This is a genomic window from Ectopseudomonas khazarica, assembly GCF_017915135.1.
Lineage (GTDB): Bacteria > Pseudomonadota > Gammaproteobacteria > Pseudomonadales > Pseudomonadaceae > Aquipseudomonas > Aquipseudomonas khazarica.
This window is the reverse complement of sequence record NZ_CP068551.1, coordinates 1,831,478-1,847,857: the sequence shown is the minus strand read 5'-3', so window position 1 is coordinate 1,847,857 and position 16,380 is coordinate 1,831,478. Positions and strand designations below refer to the sequence as shown.

Below are 16,380 nucleotides of genomic sequence, written 5' to 3'. Positions count from 1 at the left end.
CGCCTACATGGCTCGACGATCAGTGGTGGCAGTCGGGGCCATGGACATGATCTTCATCATCGTCCACCGGCTCCATTTCCAGCTGCAGGCTGACCAGGTTGGTGGCCTGTGGGCGCAGCAGCAGGTTGGCATACTCGGTATCCCCCTCCTCCACGTCGACGCCGATCAGCAACTGATCGCCAACGGCCTGAACCCAGAGTTCCTTGCCCTGCCAGACCACCGCAAAGCGGGTGCAGGACGTCTCCAGCTGGGTGCCGTCGTTATCTTCGAGAATCAGTTGCAGCGCGTCGCTCATAAAATCTCCGGGGTTGGGGTCAGTTCAGTTGGAAAGGATAGACCGAGCCCAGTTTAAGGATCTGCGTCAGTTCATCCAATGCCGTGCGGCATTCGCCGAGCAATTGCGGATCGGCAAGATCGGCCTCGCTCAGGCGATCGCGATAGTGCTTGTCGACCCAGGCCACCAGGGTGTCATGCAGCGCGTGGCTCATCACCACGCCCGGATTGACCGCCGCCAGCTCCTGCTCCTTGAGCGCCACGCGCAAGCGCAGGCACGCCGGGCCGCCACCATTCTGCATGCTCTGCTTGAGGTCGAACACGCGCACCTCGCGAATCGGCCCGCCGCTGGCGGTCAGTTGCTCGAGGTAGCGCCAGACGCTGGCATTGTTGCGACATTCTTCCGGCACCACCAGCAGCATGCTGCCATCGGCGCGCGTGAGCAGTTGGCTGTTGAACAGGTACGAGCGCACCGCATCCTGCACGCTCACCGCCGAGCCCGGCACGCAGACGGCCTGGAAGTTGCCGCCGCGCCGCGCCAGTTTGTCGCCCAGTTCGGCCAGCACCTTGTCGGTCTCGAGGAAGGCGTCCTGGTGGTAGAACAGCACCTCGCCGTTGCCCACCGCGATCACATCGTTGTGGAACACGCCCTGATCGATCACCGCTGGGTTCTGCTGGGCGTAGACCACGCCCGCGTCGCTCAGGCCGTGCAGGCGCGCGACCGCCTGGCTGGCTTCCAGGGTCTGCCGCGCCGGGTAGCGCGCCGGCGCCGGATAGCGCATATCGAAGGCACTGCGCCCGTAGACGAAGAACTCCACGCCGGCGTCGCCATAGCCCTTGCAGAAACGCGTGTGGTTGGCCGCGCCCTCGTCACCGAACTGCGCCACCGCCGGCAACGCCGGGTGGTGGGCGAAGTGCGCGTCGTTGGCGAACATGGCCTGCAGCACGCGACTGGTGGTCGGGTGCTCGATACTGCGGTGGAACTTGCAGTTGAGGTTGGCAGCGGTGAAGTGCACGCGACCATCGGCCGTGTCGGCACTGGGGCTGACGGTGCAGGAGTTGGCCGTCCACATGCTCGATGCCGAGCAGCTCGCCACCAGCAGCGGCATGGCCTCGCGCGCGGCGCGGGCGATGACCTCGGCGTCGCTGCCGGTAAAGCCCAGGCGCCGCAACGCGCCGACATCCGGGCGCTCCTGCGGGGCCAGCACGCCCTGCTTGAAGCCCATGTCCATCAGCGCCTTCATCTTGGCCAGCCCTTGCTTGGCGGCCTCCCTGGGGCTGGATACCACCTGGCTGTTGCTCTGCGATGCCACGTTGCCGTAGGACAGACCGCCGTAGTTGTGCGTCGGCCCGACCAGGCCGTCGAAGTTCATTTCATAGGCGGACATCACAGGGTCACTCCCGGGGTCAGGGTCGCAGGCAGGGCCAGGGTCTCGCTCTCCAGTGACGCCACCGGGTAGGCACAGTAGTCGGCCGCATAGTAGGCACTGGCGCGATGGTTGCCGGAGGCGCCGATGCCGCCGAACGGGGCGCTGCTGGCAGCGCCGGTGAGCTGCTTGTTCCAGTTGACGATGCCGGCACGGCTATGCAGCCAGAACTGCTCGTAGCGGGCCCGCGAATCGGACAGCAAACCGGCAGCCAGGCCATAGGCCGTCGCGTTGGCTTCCTCGATGGCCGCGTCGAAATCGGCGTAGCGGACCACCTGCAGCAACGGGCCGAAGAATTCTTCGTCCGGGCGTTCGGCCACGGCGGTGACATCGACGATGCCGGGCGTCAGCAGTGCCGCATCGGCCTGCGGCTGCGTCATCGCCAGCAGCACGCTGGCGCCCTTGGCCTGCAGATCGGCCTGCGCCTGCATCAGCTGTGCGGCGGCCTGCAGGGAAATCACCGAGCCCATGAAGGGCGCCGGCTGCTCGTCGAAACGCCCCACCCGGATCTGCCCGGCGACCTGCACCAGGCGCGCCAGCAGGGCATCGCCCCAGGCGCCCTGCGGCACCAGCAGGCGGCGCGCGCAGGTGCAGCGCTGACCCGCACTGATGAAGGCGGATTGAACGATGGTGTAGACGGCGGCATCGACATCGGCCACCTGATCGACGATCAGCGGGTTGTTGCCGCCCATCTCCAGCGCCAGGATCTTGTCCGGGCGCCCGGCGAACTGCGCGTGCAGCAGGTTGCCGGTGCGGCTGGAGCCGGTGAAGAACAGGCCATCGATACCGGGATGCCCGGCCAGGGCCACGCCGGTTTCACGGCCGCCCTGCAACAGGTTGAGCACGCCTGCCGGCAGACCGGCTTCGATCCAGCATTGCAGGGTCAGCTCGGCAACCTTGGGCGTCAGTTCGCTGGGCTTGAACAGCACGCAGTTACCGGCCAGCAGCGCCGGCACGATATGCCCGTTGGGCAGGTGCCCGGGGAAGTTGTACGGACCGAATACCGCCACCACGCCATGCGGCTTGTGCCGCAGCACCGCCGTGGCATCGGCCAGCGGACCACTCTTCTCACCGGTGCGCTCGCGATAGCTCTGGATGGAAATGGCCACCTTGTTGACCATGCTGGTCACCTCGGTAGCGGCCTCCCACAGGGGCTTGCCGGTCTCTTCACCGATCGCCCGCGCCACCTCGTCGGCACGCGTCTTCAGGCAGGCAGCGAAACGCTCCAGCACGGCGATGCGCCCGTCCAGCGAATGCGCGGCCCATAGCGAGAACGCGCCACGCGCGGCACTGACGGCCGCATCGACCTGTGCGGCAGTGGCGCCCTGGCCTTCCCAGACGACGGCCTGGCTGACCGGATCGAGCGACTGCAGCGGCTCGCCCTGACCGGGCTGCCACTGACCTGCGATGTAATGAGTGTTCATCTTGTTCTACCACTCCCAGCATTCAGCGGCGGCCGTCGAGAGCCACCGCGCAAAACAGAAATCTCAGCCGTGCGCCGCCAGCGGCACGGCGCGCACCTGATCGCCCGCCGACAGGCGCAGACGCTTGGCCGTCAGCGGATCGACCACCAGGGTGCCGGCCGCCAGGCGTGCCGGCGCGGCGGTGATGCGGCAGTCCTGGCGCTTGCGGTTGTGCACCAGGAAGGGTTCGGCGTCGTCCCCCGGCGTGCCGATGGCCAGCACCAGGTTCTGACTGTCGCGTACGGCGCGGATCTTCGCGGTTTCCGCCTCGATGGCCGGCCCGGCATCGAAGATGTCGACGTAGCCCTGGTAGCTGAAGCCCTCGGCCTTGAGCATGGCCAGTGCCGGCTCGGTGTCCGGGTGCACGCGACCGATCACGCCGCGCGCGTCCTCGGAGAGGAAGCAGGCGTAGAGCGGGAACTTGGGCATCAGCTCGGCGATGAAGGCCTTGTTGCCGACACCGGTGAGATAGTCCGCCTGGGAGAACTCCATCTTGAAGAAGTGCCGGCCCAGGCTTTCCCAGAACGGCGAACGCCCACGCTCGTCGGACACACCGCGCATCTCGGCGATCACCTTGTCGCCGAACAGCTCGCGGAATTCGGCGATGAACAGAAAGCGCGCCTTCGACAGCAGGCGGCCGTTGAGGCCAGTGCGGTAACCGGCATGCAGGAACAGCGAGCACAGCTCGGAGTTGCCGGTCAGGTCGTTGGCCATGAACAGGGTCGGCACCTGGCGATGGATGTTCAGCTCCTGCGAGGCACTGACGGTCAGGCCCACACGGTAGTTGTACCAGGGCTCGCGCAGGCCCACGGCGCCGGCGACCGCCGAGATGCCCACCACCTTGCCGGCATCGTCCTCGAGCACGAACAGGTAGTCGGCATCGGCCCGTTCGGCCTCGCCGCGAAAGGCCTTCTCCGCCCAGCCGACCCGGTGCGCCAGGCGCGCCTCGTTGGCCGGCAGCGTGGTCAGGCCAGCGCCGGTACTGCGAGCCAGGTCGATCAGGGCCGGCAAGTCGGCACTGCGCACGGGACGAACGATCATAAATCCTCCAGATTCCTCGAGAGTACCGACGGCACCCTCACCCGCCCCGAAGGGCGCCCTCTGCTACCGGAGCAGGGCCTGTTAAACCGCGACCAACCTGACGCTGGCACCTTCACCGACGCCCAGTGCCTCGGCCGCCTCGGCACTGAGCAGCACGGGCTTGCCGGGCACCCAGTCGAGATCGGCGACGATGGCGCGGAAATCCTGCAGCTGGCCGTTGCTCACCAGGTACTGGCGCCCGCCGCCCTCGGCCTCACCGATCTTCACCGGCACCAGGCGGCTCTGCGCGATGCTGCGAATGCCCGAAGTGCGCGCGTGCAAGGTCGGGCCACCGTCGAAGATGTCGATGTAGTGGTCCGTCTCGAAGCCTTCACGCATGAGGATGTCGAAGGTGATCTGCGCACGCGGATGCACCTGGCCCATCGCCTCCTGCGCCTCGTCCGAGAGCAGCGGCACGTAGATGGGGTAATGCGGCATCAGTTCGGCGAGGAAGGTGCGGCTTTTCAGCCCGCACAGGCGCTCGGCCTCGGCGTAGGTCATATCGAAGAAGTTGCGCCCGACCGCATCCCAGAACGGCGAATCACCGCCCTCGTCGCTGTGGCCGACGATCTCCACCACCACCGCGTCGGCGAAGCGCTCCGGGTGGCCGGCCATGAACAGCAGGCGACCGCGCGAATTGAGCTCGGCGAAGGCGCTGCCGACCAGCGGCCGCTCGACGTAGAAGCTGGTGAGCAGGCTGTTGCCGGTCAGGTCGTGACAGAGCGACAGCACGTGGATCTTGTTGTGAATCTTCAGCTCGCGCGAGTTGTGCACGAAGGTTTCGTTGCGAAAGCTGTAGAAGGGTTCGGAATAGCCGGCCGACGCGACGATGCCGGAGCAGCCGACCAGGCGACCGCTCGCGCTGTCTTCGAGCACGAAGAAATAGCTTTCTTCACCGTTGAAGCTGACCTCGGCGGCGAAGGACGCCTCCGAAGCGGCGATCTTGTCGCCCAGCCGGCCTGCGTCGTCCGGCAACGAAGTGACCCCCACCGGACTGTCAGCAGCCAGTCGCTGCACATCCGCCAGGTCCGCCATTTGCGCAGGGCGCATCACCAGCATGGGTCACTCCTTCTAAACACAGAATCGTTGCGACAGGCAGGCCGACGACCTGCCCGACGGATCGGCGATGAAACGGGAGGGTCCTGGCCAGCCGCTGTCGCGACCAGCCCCCTCCCGGTATCAGCCCGCAAACACTCAGGCCGCCGGCAGTTTGCTCAGCGCTCGTTCGAAACGCGCCAGGCCTTCCTCGATGTCGGCATCGTCGACCACCAGGCTCGGGGCGAAGCGCACCACATCCGGCCCGGCCTGCAGAATCATCAGGCCTTCGGCCGTGGCGGCGTCGAGCACCTGCTTGGCCTTGCCCTTCCAGGCGTCGTTGAGCACGCAACCGAGCAGCAGGCCCATGCCACGTACCTGCTCGAACAGGCCGTACTGCTTGCCCAGCGCCTCGAGGCGGACCTTGAACCGTTCGCTCTTGGCCTGCACGCCGTCCAGGGTCTGGCGGGTATTGACGATATCCAGCACAGCCTCGCCGACCGCACAGGCCAGCGGGTTGCCGCCATAGGTGGTGCCATGGGTGCCGGGAACGAAGTGCTTGGCCAGGTCGGTGGTGGTGAGCATCGCCGCGATGGGGAAACCACCGCCCAGGCTCTTGGCGCTGGACAGGATGTCCGGCACCACGCCGTAGTTCATGTAGGCGAACAGCTCGCCGGTACGGCCCATGCCGCTCTGCACCTCATCGAAGACCAGCAGCGCGTCGTGTGCGTTGCACAGCGCGCGAGCGCCCTCCAGATAAGCCTTGTCCGCCGGCAGCACGCCGCCCTCACCCTGCACGGGCTCCAGCACCACGGCGCAGGTCTTGTCGGAAATGGCCGCCTTCAGGGCGTCCAGATCGTTGTAGGGGACATGGGTGATGCCCTGGATCTTCGGCCCGAAACCATCGGAATACTTCGGCTGGCCGCCCACGCTGACGGTGAACAGCGTCCGCCCGTGGAAGCTGTTGGTGGCGGCGATGATCTCGTGCTTCTCCGGACCGAAACGGTCATGGGCGACACGCCGGGCCAGCTTGAACGCGGCCTCGTTGGCCTCGGCGCCGGAGTTGCAGAAGAACACGCGCTCGGCGAAGGTCGCCTCGACCAGCTTCTTGCCCAGGCGCAGCGCCGGCTCGTTGGTGAACACGTTGGAGATGTGCCACAGGGTATTGGCCTGCTCGGTCAGAGCCGCGACCAGCGCCGGGTGGCAATGGCCCAGCACGTTGACCGCGATGCCGCCGGCGAAGTCGATCAGCTCTCGCCCGCTCTGATCCCAGACTCGCGAACCCAGACCACGCACGGGCACGAAGGCGGCAGGGGCGTAGTTGGGAACCATGAACTGGTCGAAATCGGCGCGTTGCACCGCATCGTGCTGAACGGACATCAAAGCTCTCCTGATGAGAAGTACCAGTCGCAGACCGGCGACAAAGCGCCCGAAACGACAGGGAATGCAAGGATTGTAGGGACTGAAACGGGGGCGGCATTGCCGCCATGCGACAACTTCTTACAGCGCCACCCCGGGTTTTCCGCGGGTTGTCGCCCAAGCGACAGAAAGCATCGGAAAGGCGCAGTTTAATCGCAGATCGTCGCCCGGAGCACGTGGCCGGAAAAAATCTCCGCAGGCTGACCGGCCGGTATCGACATCCTCGCCGGCGTGGCCACATGAGCACCCGGCAAGCGCCCTGGAGATCGGCCCGGATGCCTCCGGGCGAGCGCCCGTGTCAGCCGCGCTCGACCGGGGTGGAGGTCAGCTCGAAGGGGCTGTTGCTGCGGCGCTGGTTGCGATCGTCACGCGGCGTGGCGCCGAAAAAGTTGCGGTAGGCGCTGGAGAAATGCGGCCCCGAGGAAAAGCCGCAGGACAGGCCGATCTGGATGATCGACTTGCTGGTCTGCATCAGCAGCTGGCGCGCCTTGTTCAGGCGCAGCTCCAGGTAGTACTGGCTGGGCACGCGATTGAGGTACTGCTTGAAGATGCGCTCCAGCTGCCGACGCGAGACGCAGACATGCTGAGCGATCTCGTCGGTGGTCAGCGGCTCCTCGATGTTGGCCTCCATCAGCAGCACGGCCTGGGTCAGCTTCGGATGGCTGGAGCCGAGGCGATTCTGCAGCGGAATGCGCTGGCGCTCGCCCCCTTCACGGATGCGCTCGACCACCAGCTCCTCGCTCACCGCACCGGCCAGTTCGGCGCCGTGGTCGCGCGCCAGCACCGCCAGCAGCAGGTCGAGCACCGCCAGGCCGCCACACGCGGTGAGCCGGTCACGGTCCCAGTCGAACAGGTGACTGGTGGCGATGACCTTGGGGAAACGCTCGGAGAAATCGTCCTGCCAGCGCCAGTGCACCGCCGCACGGTAGCCGTCGAGCAGACCCAGCTGGGCCAGCGGATAGACCCCGGCGGACAGGCCGCCGATCACGCAGCCACCACGCACCTGCTGCTTGAGCGCAGCGGCCAGGCCGGCAGAGACCTGGGCCGGCGGCGTATCGGCCAGCAGAAACAGCTTGTCCAGTCCGTCCAGATGCCCGGCCCAGGGCTCGCCCGGCAGGCGCCAGTCACCCGCGACCAGTGGTTCGGCCTGAAGGAAAACCAGCTCGTACACCACTTCCGGGTGGACGCGCTGGGCGACACGCAAGGCTTCCTCGGCCAGGGACAGGGTCAGGGCCTTGGTGCCGGGCCAGTAGAGAAAGCCGATTCGATGGGGGGTCATGGGTCTATGTTCAGGTTTGCCTTGCACCAGTTCAGGGCGTCTGCAAAAACCGGCAGCGGTCTCGAGCGCACCCTAAAAGGGCAAAGTCTAGCTGCTTATTATTTGAGGCTACCGGAAAGGAACTGCTTGAGACGCTCGGATTGTGGATTGACCAGCACATCCTTCGGACAGCCGCGCTCTTCCACCAGGCCCTTGTGCAGGAATACCAGCTGGTTCGACACCTCGCGGGCGAAGCCCATTTCGTGGGTCACCACCACCATGGTGCGACCTTCGGTCGCCAGGTCCTGCATCACCTTGAGCACTTCGCCGACCAGTTCCGGATCGAGTGCCGAGGTCGGCTCGTCGAACAGCATCACCTCCGGCTCCATGGCCAGGGCACGGGCGATGGCCACGCGCTGCTGCTCGCCGCCGGACATGTGCGCCGGATAGGCATCCTTGCGATGGGCCACGCCCACCTTGGCCAGGTAGTGCTCGGCCTTGTCGCGGGCCTCGGCCTTGCTCACGCCGAGCACGTGCACCGGCGCCTCCATCACATTCTCCAGGGCACTCATGTGCGACCACAGGTTGAAATGCTGGAACACCATGGCCAGGCGCGAGCGCATGCGCTGCAACTGCCTGGCATCGGCGGCGCGCAGCGAACCGTCCTTGGCCGGCACCAGCTTCAGCTCTTCGCCGTTGAGCAGGATCTTGCCGGCATGCGGCTGCTCCAGCAGGTTGAGGCAGCGCAGGAAGGTGCTCTTGCCCGAACCACTGGAGCCGATGATGCTGATCACGTCGCCCGCCTTGGCCGACATCGACACGCCCTTGATCACCTCATGGCTGCCGTAGCGCTTGTGCAGGTCCTGAACTTCGAGTTTGTACATGTTCGGGTTCTCTTGAATCGTCATGGCATCAGCCCTTGCGCGGGGCCATGTAGGCCAGCCAGCGGCGCTCGGCCAGCTTGAACAGGCGCACGAGGATGAAGGTCAGCACCAGGTAGAACAGGCCGGCGGTGATGTAGGCCTCGAACGGCAGGTAGTACTGCGAGCTGACGGTCTTGGCAGCGCCGGTGATGTCGATGAGGGTCACCACCGAGGCCAGGCTGGTGGTGTGCAGCATCATGATCACTTCATTGCTGTACTGCGGCAGCGCCCGTCGCAGTGCCGACGGCAGCAGGATGCGCCGATACAGCTTGCCGCGCGACATGCCCATGGCCTTGGCCGCCTCGATCTCGCCGTGCGGCGTGGCCTTGAGGCTGCCTGCCAGGATCTCGGCCGTGTAGGCGCTGGTGTTGATGGCGAATGCCAGGCAGGCACAGAAGGTGGCGCTGGACAGGTAGGGCCACATGAAACTCTCGCGCACGGCCTCGAACTGGGCCAGGCCGTAGTACAGCAGGTACAGCTGCACCAGCATCGGCGTGCCACGGATCACGTAGGTGTAGAGCCAGGCCGGAAAGTTGACCAGCGCCTGCTTGGACACCCGCATCACCGCCAGCGGCACCGCCAGCAGCAGGCCCACGACCAGGGCGATGAGCAACAGCTTGAGGGTCACCAGCACGCCACCGAAATACAGCGGCAGGCTGTCGAGTACCACGTTGTAATCGAAAAGCATGGTGACTCCCTCAGATCTCGGCGGCTTTGACGCCGACCGAATAGCGGCGCTCGAGATAGCGCAATACCAGCAGCGACACGCTCGTGATCACCAGGTACACCGCCGCCGCCAGGAGAATGTAGGTGAACGGCTCACGGGTCGCGTCACCGGCGCTCTTGGCGCGGGCCATCATGTCCTGCAGACCGACCAGGGAGATCAGCGCAGTGGCCTTGACCAGCACCAGCCAGTTGTTGGTCAGACCGGGAATCGCCAGGCGGATCATCTGCGGCACGAGGATGCGGAAGAACACCCGCAGCGGGCTCATGCCATAGGCCATGCCCGCCTCGCCCTGCCCCTTGGGGATGGCCATGAAGGCACCGCGGAAGGTCTCCGACAGGTAGGCACCATAGATGAAGCCCAGCGTGCCGACACCCGCCACGAAGGGATTGATGTCGATGTAGTCCTCATAGCCCAGCAGCGGGGCGATGCGGTTGACCAGGTCCTGGCCGCCGAAGAAGATCAGCAGGATCAGCACCAGCTCGGGAATCCCACGGATCACCGTGGCGTAGGTCTCGCCCATCAGCGCCAGCCACCTCACCGGCGACAGACGGAAGGCCGCACCGAGCAGGCCGAGCGCGATGGCGACCGCCATCGACAGCAATGCCAGCGACACGGTAAGCCAGGCACCCTCGAGAATGGTCGAGCCGTAGCCTTGAAGCATGCGCCAATACCTCTCAGGCACCACGATGGCGCCATCTAGCACAAAGGAAATTCATGTCGCCCGAGCGACCGACAACGCCTGAGCGCCAGCACGGGCGAGCCGCCAGCCGGTCGCTACAGGATGAACCAAGAAAAAAGTGGCACAACCTCCGGGAAGGTTAGTGCCACTTTGTCCATCTGCGATCGCTTACTCGCCGTAAACGTCGAAGTCGAAGTACTTGTCCTGCACGGCCTTGTACTTGCCGTTGGCGCGAATGGCCAGGATGGCAGCACTGATCTTGTCGGCCAGCGCCTTGTCGCCCTTGCGCACGGCGATGCCCTGGCCTTCGCCGAAGTATTTCACGTCGGTGAAGTCCGGGCCGGTGAAGGCGAAGCCCTTGCCGGCGTCGGTCTTGAGGAAGCCGTCATCGATGTTCACCGAGTCGGCCAGGGTGGCGTCCAGACGACCGGACTGCATGTCCAGGAAGATTTCGTTCTGCGAGCTGTAACGCACGACCTCGATGCCCGCCGGAGCGAACAGGTCGGTGGCGTAACGGTCGTAGACGGACGAGCGCTGAACGCCGACCTTCTTGCCTTTCAGGTCGACCAGCGGGTCCTTGACCTCGGTGCCGGCCTTCATCGCCAGCTTGGCCGGCGTTGCATAGTACTTGCCGGTGAAATCGACGGATTTCTTCCGGTCTTCGGTGATCGACATGGACGACAGCACGGCGTCGAACTTGCGGACCTTGAGGGCCGGGATCAGGCCATCGAACTCCTGCTCGATCCACTTGCACTCGACCTTCATCTCTTCGCACAGGGCGTTGCCGATGTCGTAGTCGAAGCCGGAGATCTGGCCATCGGGAGTCTTGAATGCGAAGGGAGGGTAAGCCGCTTCGATACCGATGCGCAGCGGTTTCTCGGCCATGGCCAGAGGCGACATCAGGGACAGCGCCAGGGCGCCGAGCAGTGCGATCTTCTTCATTCTTTGCTCCTTCGAATTGGGTATGGCATCGATGGCAGTGAGGGGCCCGGGCCTTGTAAGGATTGTAGAAGGCGGTGCAGCGTCATCCGTGTAGGACGAGCGACGAAAGGGCCTTGGCTGGGTGAGCGGCATTCTAGCGGCAGCCAATGAGGCGATATTTCCTTAATGCGACAAGTAATTACAGAAGCACAGGAAGCGCCCGGGGCAGATATTGACAGCTCGCAAAAGGAGTGATCAAGCAGAAAAGGGTAAACGGATAATCTCAGCAAGACTCAGGCCAGAAAGCATCAAACGCCCACAGCATGGGCACTGGAGACGCCGCGCAGTTTTCCCGCACGCCCGCGACGGCACCTTATCGGCGCATCGGCGTTTCCTATGCGCCCAATCGGGTGCGCGATGTTACCTGTCGGGACAACGGGCGTGCCGACTGCGCCATCAAGCCCTGCCGGCACGCGCGAGCGAACCCGCGCCGCCGTCACTCGCCGGCACGCAGGCTCAGCCGCGCCATCACGCGATTCTCCTCGGCGCGGTCCAGCCCGGCCTCCTCTACGCGCACGCCCTGCCCCTCCAGTGTCTCGATCCAGCGCAGCAGCTGGGCAAAAGCCACCGGTTGCAGGTTGACCTGCACGGCGCCGTAGCCCTCGGCATCCAGGCGCTCGATCACCACGCCCTGCTCCGCAGCCGTTGCCGTGACCAGGCCCTGCAGGCGCTCCGGGTCGAGGCTCGCGTGCGGTTGCAGGTCACGCCCGCGCAGCTGTGGCGCACGGCTCTGCAGGTAGGCATACAGCGCTCGCTGCTCCTCGAACGCGGCACGCGCCGCCTGCGCATGGCGCTGCGCGGGCTGCCACAACGCCAGGTAGAACAGCACCAGCAGCAGGAACAGGCCCAGCGCCAGCAACGCCAGGCGATCACGCGACGGCAGCACCTGCCAGCGCTGCGCCAGGGGTGAACGCTGCCAATGCTGCTGCAACTTCTCGCTCATCGCCATGCCGCTCATCCTCCGATCACCACACGTGCGCTGACGCCTTGCGCCTCACGACTGGCCGAGCCCATCTGCACCGACAGACCGGCCTGCTGCAGGCGCTCGCGCAGCCCTTCCAGTTCGGCGAAGCCGGGCGCCTGCAATTGCAATGACAGGTCGCCACGCACCGCGCTGTAATCGAGCTGATTGACCTGCACCTGCGGCTCTCCCTCGGCGTACAGCGCGGCAGACACCTCGCCAAGCAGACCGAGCAGCGCGCTGCCTGCGGTCGACGACTGCGCCAGGTGCTGATCCAGCTGCGCCCTCAGGTTGATCAGCTTGCTGTCCTGCGGAAACAGCTCGCGATACAGCGCCTCACTGGAGGCCGCGTAGGCATCGGCCTCACGCTGCAGGTACCAGCCCTGCGCCAGATTGAACCCCCATTGCAACAGCACACAGAGCGCCAGCACGGCCGCCAGCGGGCGCCAGCGCTGCCAACCGTCATCACCCTGGCGCAGCGCGAACGCCCCCTGAGCCAGGTCGATACCGCCGCCCTGCTCGACCAGCCACAGGTGCGCATCCTCGAGCGGGTGCTGCTCATCGTGCGGCTCGGGCGCCGACTGCTCGGCCGTCGCCCTGACCATTCGCGGCTGCGGGCACGACTCGGCCAGCGCAGACCAGTCGGCGGCCTGTACTGCCAGCCGCCAGGGTGCCTCGCCCCCCAGCACCCAGCGCGACTGCAGCCACAGCAGCTGGCTGCCCTGATGCGGCAGCATGTCGGCATCCATGCGGATCGCCTGCGGCGGTTGCGCGGCGAACAGCGCCAGGCAGTCACGCAGCCAGTCTGCACGCAGCGCATAGACGCGATGACGACCATCGGCCAGTTGCTCGCCCAGCGCCAGATGCATCGATTCGACATCCTCGGCGAGCAGCTCCTCCACCGCGAACGGCAGCGCCTGGCGTACCCAGCGCGCCTTCTGCGTGGGCAATTGCACGGCGCAGGCGGTCACCGCCTCCACCGGCAGCACCAGCTGCCAGTGCGCCGGCAGGTCCGGCAAGGCATCGGCCAGGCTCAGCGTCCGGCTCTCGCCGGGCGTGACCCACTGCACCGGCAATTCCGGCGAGAGTCCCTGGCAGGCCTCGGGCGGCAGAAATATCCATAACGGCTTCATTCTTGTTCTTCCTCAACGGGCTCCGGCGGCATGCCGCCCTGCCCCAGATCACGCGCCAGGACACGAACCTGGCCATCATTGCCGCGCTGCAGCAGGCTGCGCAAGACCACCCTGCGCTCTCCCAGGCTGACCTCGCTGAACACTTCGAAATACTGGCTGCCGACCGCCAGGCCCTGCGCCACCTGCTCCCCCAGCCCGGCAAGCGCAGGCTGGGCAGCGAAGACAGCCGGGCTGGCGTAGCCCTCCGAGCCCCGCGCCGCGATCAGCGACATTGCCGCATCCGGGCTGAGGCCATCGGACAGGGTAGAAAGCACCATGGCGCTGGCGGTGTTGACGTTGAGCAACGTGCCGCTGGGCAGCGCACTGACGAAGGGCAGCAGGCGGCGATAGTCGGCCTCGTCCATCTCCAGCAACAGGCGCAACTCGGAAACGTCACTGATTTCGCGATTGGCGCTGCGATAAGGCGGTGCAGCCAGGAGGTACTGAGCATCCTCGGCGCCGTTGCCACCCAGCGTCTCGCTGTCGCGATCCAGCCAGTCGAGCAAGCGCTCGGCGTAAGGCTTGCCGATGTCCAGGCGCAGCAACAGACGGCGCAAGCGCATGACCGCCAGCTCGTTGGGCCGGCCCTGACTCACCAGGTTATTGAGATTGAAGCGGCCGCTGGGGTCGACGATGCGCACACGCAGCTCCCCGCCCTCATCCAGCGGAAAGGGCGGCAATGGCCTGGCCCAGGGTTCCAGCAGGTGGTCCACCGGTTGCCGCGGATCACCCTGGCGCAGATCCCGTTCGAGCATCGCCTTGGCCAGGGTCTCGCCACCCAGCGCGTAGTGCCAGGCCTGGGTCACGTGCAGCTGATTGGCGCTGCTGCGGATCGACAGCTGCTGACGGGCGATCAACCCGGCACAGACCACCGTGACCACGGCCACCACCAGCAGCACGGTAATCAGCGCGACACCCTGCTGCCGCCTCATGACTGCGGCTCCTCGCCCTGCTCGCCTTGCTCCCCCTGCGGCGCCGCCGGCTGCTCCTGCGCCGGCAGATCCGGCAGGCGCAACAGACGCCGCAACTCGCCATAGCGCCGGTGCTGCAGGCGCAGCTCCAGCGCACGCGGCAGCTCGGTGAACGACGCATCGCCAGTGGCATTGGCCGGCGGCCAATCAGGCTGCCACTGGCCGTCCTTGTCCAGGTAGCGCAGGCTCAGCGACTCGACGCCGTCGAGCGCCTGCTGCACCTGTGGCGCACTGTCCTGGGCACGGTCGAGCACCCGCCAGTAGCGACGCTGCCATTGCTCGCCACTCAGTTGCCAGCGCACCCGCTGCACTTCGGCACGCGGCTGGCCCAGTGGATTGCGCCAGCCGGCACGGCTCAACTCCAGCGCCGTGGCATCGGCCAGGTCGCTGTGCAGCGCCGGCTGCGGGTCGCCAAAGGCATCTCGAATCGGTCGCACCGTGACCTGCCGCAGGTCACGCTCGAACGCCGACAACGCCCGCGTCAGCTCACGGAGCTGACGCTCGTGTTCACGGGTCACGGCATCGGCACTGAGCACGCTGTCGAGCATGCGGTAGGTCGCCAGCCCCAGCAGCGCGAAGATGGCGATGGCGATCAGCAGCTCCAGCAGGGTGAAACCGCGCTGCCCGTACCTCATCGCGGCGCCCCGAGAAAACCGCTGAGGCTGACCACGGCCCGCTCGCGCAGATCACCCCGGGCGCCGCGCTCATCGACCGCGACCCACAGCGTCACGCGACGCATGGCCGGCTCGCTGGTGGCCTCGATCTCGCTTTGCCACGACCAGCGGCGTCCGGCGAACTCCACCTGGCCCTGATCACGGCCGTCGGCAGGCGGTGTTTCGGCCAGTTGCAACTCCGTCATACGGTTGTCGGCCACCCACATGGCCAGGGTCTTGTCCTCCAGCTGGCTGGCGGTGCGCACGCTGCGCGCACTGGCGGTCAACACGCTGGCAGCGACCAGGGCGAAGATGGCCAGGGCCACCAGCACCTCGAGCAGGGTGAAGCCTCGTGCCGATTTCATCCGGCACGCCCCGCGCCCAGTTCCTCGACACGTGGCAGCGTGAAACCGTCGCTGGAGAGCTGCATACGCAGGCCATCACGGCGTCGTTCGGCGAGACGCAGGCGGAACGGGGTCAGCTCGCCACTGGACAGGATCAGCAACTGCGGCGCCGCCGCATCCGCCTCGCCCGGCAGCGCAGGCTCCTCGCCCTCCAGCTCGAGCGTCAGCTCGGCCCACTCCGGCAGACGATGGGCCTGGCGGTCCAGCGCCTGCCATTCGGCGCGTTGCGAGTCGTAGCGCAGCACACGGTAACCTTCGCGGGTAAAGCTCAGGCCATACTCGCGGTTATCCAGCACCGCCTCGTCGAGCAGCACGCCGATCAATCCACTGAGGCGCTCGGCCTCGCCACGCAGTTCACGCGCCGGACCGGCGATGCCCGTGCTGAACACCGCGAGGCCGATCAGGCTGCCGAGAATCACCAGCACCACCAGCAGCTCGATCAGGGTGAACCCGCGCTGGCCATGCGCCGTGAGCGCCAGCGCGCTGCGCGTGCGAGGGCGCCAACAGGTGAAGGCCAGCATCGGCAGGTCAGAGCTCCCAGTTACCGATATCGGCGTTCAACTCGCTGCCGCCCTGCTTGCCATCAGCGCCGAGCGAATAGAGATCGAAGGCCCCCTTGGTGCCAGGCGCCAGGTATTGATAGGGATTGCCCCAGGGGTCGATGGGCAGGCTCTTGAGGTAGCCGTCCTTGTTCCAGTTCTTCGCTGGCGGGTTGCCGCTCGGCTTGCTCACCAGCGCCTCCAGGCCCTGCTGGGTATTGGGGTAGCTGTGATTGTCCAGCCTGTACATGTCCAGCGCGGCACCGATGGCGCGGATGTCGTTCTGCGCGGCAGTGACCTTGGCCTGGTCCGGACGGCTCATCACCTGCGGCACGATCAGCGCCGCCAGAATGCCGAGGATGACCACCACTACCATGATTTCGATGAGCGTGAAGCCCGCCTGAGATTTTCTCAC

The 16,380-nt window shown here is 66.2% G+C and carries 18 protein-coding genes; all 18 read right to left on the bottom strand.

Annotated elements, in window-relative coordinates; genetic code table 11:
* Positions 1-19: 19 nt before the first annotated feature.
* The 18 genes from JLK41_RS08660 to gspG all read right to left on the bottom strand — a co-directional run bounded on the left by JLK41_RS08660 (position 20) and on the right by gspG (position 16,380).
* The gene (locus JLK41_RS08660) at positions 20-295 is read right to left on the bottom strand and encodes a topoisomerase II (RefSeq protein ID WP_210390774.1); all 276 of its coding nucleotides are present in this window, start codon (positions 293-295) and stop codon (positions 20-22) included.
* Between the two features lie 19 nt (positions 296-314).
* Positions 315-1,661, bottom strand: coding sequence for an N-succinylarginine dihydrolase (astB, locus tag JLK41_RS08655; RefSeq protein WP_150608984.1), 1,347 nt, complete (start codon positions 1,659-1,661; stop codon positions 315-317).
* Positions 1,661-3,124: a succinylglutamate-semialdehyde dehydrogenase gene (gene astD / locus JLK41_RS08650; RefSeq protein ID WP_150608982.1), complete on the bottom strand. Its 1,464-nt coding sequence runs from the start codon at positions 3,122-3,124 to the stop codon at positions 1,661-1,663. Before astD ends, astB begins: the two co-directional genes overlap by 1 nt.
* 63 nt (positions 3,125-3,187) lie before the next feature.
* Positions 3,188-4,204, bottom strand: coding sequence for an arginine N-succinyltransferase (gene astA, locus JLK41_RS08645; RefSeq protein ID WP_037048419.1), 1,017 nt, complete (start codon positions 4,202-4,204; stop codon positions 3,188-3,190).
* A gap of 81 nt (positions 4,205-4,285) precedes the next feature.
* The gene (gene aruF / locus JLK41_RS08640; protein WP_150608980.1) at positions 4,286-5,302 is read right to left on the bottom strand and encodes an arginine/ornithine succinyltransferase subunit alpha; all 1,017 of its coding nucleotides are present in this window, start codon (positions 5,300-5,302) and stop codon (positions 4,286-4,288) included.
* A 135-nt stretch (positions 5,303-5,437) separates the two neighbouring features.
* Entirely contained in the window at positions 5,438-6,658 is a 1,221-nt protein-coding gene (locus tag JLK41_RS08635; RefSeq protein ID WP_037048432.1) for an aspartate aminotransferase family protein, read from the bottom strand.
* Positions 6,659-6,995: 337 nt separating this feature from the next.
* Positions 6,996-7,976, bottom strand: coding sequence for a transcriptional regulator ArgR (gene argR, locus JLK41_RS08630; protein WP_037048434.1), 981 nt, complete (start codon positions 7,974-7,976; stop codon positions 6,996-6,998).
* Positions 7,977-8,074: 98 nt separating this feature from the next.
* Positions 8,075-8,839: an ABC transporter ATP-binding protein gene (locus tag JLK41_RS08625; RefSeq protein WP_037048436.1), complete on the bottom strand. Its 765-nt coding sequence runs from the start codon at positions 8,837-8,839 to the stop codon at positions 8,075-8,077.
* 28 nt (positions 8,840-8,867) lie between these two features.
* Positions 8,868-9,566, bottom strand: a complete 699-nt coding sequence (locus JLK41_RS08620) for an ABC transporter permease (RefSeq protein WP_210390773.1) — start codon at positions 9,564-9,566, stop codon at positions 8,868-8,870.
* A gap of 10 nt (positions 9,567-9,576) precedes the next feature.
* On the bottom strand, positions 9,577-10,266 hold the full coding sequence (locus JLK41_RS08615; RefSeq protein ID WP_037048443.1) for an ABC transporter permease: 690 nt from the start codon (positions 10,264-10,266) through the stop codon (positions 9,577-9,579).
* Positions 10,267-10,452: 186 nt separating this feature from the next.
* Positions 10,453-11,226, bottom strand: a complete 774-nt coding sequence (locus JLK41_RS08610) for an ABC transporter substrate-binding protein (protein ID WP_037048446.1) — start codon at positions 11,224-11,226, stop codon at positions 10,453-10,455.
* A gap of 475 nt (positions 11,227-11,701) precedes the next feature.
* Positions 11,702-12,208 carry a type II secretion system protein M gene (locus JLK41_RS08605; protein ID WP_425321844.1) on the bottom strand — a complete coding sequence of 169 codons (507 nt, stop codon included), beginning with the start codon at positions 12,206-12,208 and terminating at the stop codon, positions 11,702-11,704.
* An 11-nt stretch (positions 12,209-12,219) separates the two neighbouring features.
* The gene (gspL, locus tag JLK41_RS08600) at positions 12,220-13,359 is read right to left on the bottom strand and encodes a type II secretion system protein GspL (RefSeq protein WP_210390771.1); all 1,140 of its coding nucleotides are present in this window, start codon (positions 13,357-13,359) and stop codon (positions 12,220-12,222) included.
* The gene (gene gspK, locus JLK41_RS08595; RefSeq protein WP_150608978.1) at positions 13,356-14,330 is read right to left on the bottom strand and encodes a type II secretion system minor pseudopilin GspK; all 975 of its coding nucleotides are present in this window, start codon (positions 14,328-14,330) and stop codon (positions 13,356-13,358) included. Before gspK ends, gspL begins: the two co-directional genes overlap by 4 nt.
* Positions 14,327-15,004, bottom strand: coding sequence for a type II secretion system minor pseudopilin GspJ (gspJ, locus tag JLK41_RS08590; RefSeq protein ID WP_037048454.1), 678 nt, complete (start codon positions 15,002-15,004; stop codon positions 14,327-14,329). The genes gspK and gspJ overlap by 4 nt, the downstream gene beginning before the upstream one ends.
* Positions 15,001-15,387, bottom strand: coding sequence for a type II secretion system minor pseudopilin GspI (gene gspI / locus JLK41_RS08585; protein WP_210390770.1), 387 nt, complete (start codon positions 15,385-15,387; stop codon positions 15,001-15,003). Before gspI ends, gspJ begins: the two co-directional genes overlap by 4 nt.
* Positions 15,384-15,947, bottom strand: coding sequence for a type II secretion system minor pseudopilin GspH (gspH, locus tag JLK41_RS08580; RefSeq protein ID WP_179553868.1), 564 nt, complete (start codon positions 15,945-15,947; stop codon positions 15,384-15,386). Before gspH ends, gspI begins: the two co-directional genes overlap by 4 nt.
* A gap of 7 nt (positions 15,948-15,954) precedes the next feature.
* Positions 15,955-16,380, bottom strand: a complete 426-nt coding sequence (gene gspG, locus JLK41_RS08575; protein ID WP_210390769.1) for a type II secretion system major pseudopilin GspG — start codon at positions 16,378-16,380, stop codon at positions 15,955-15,957.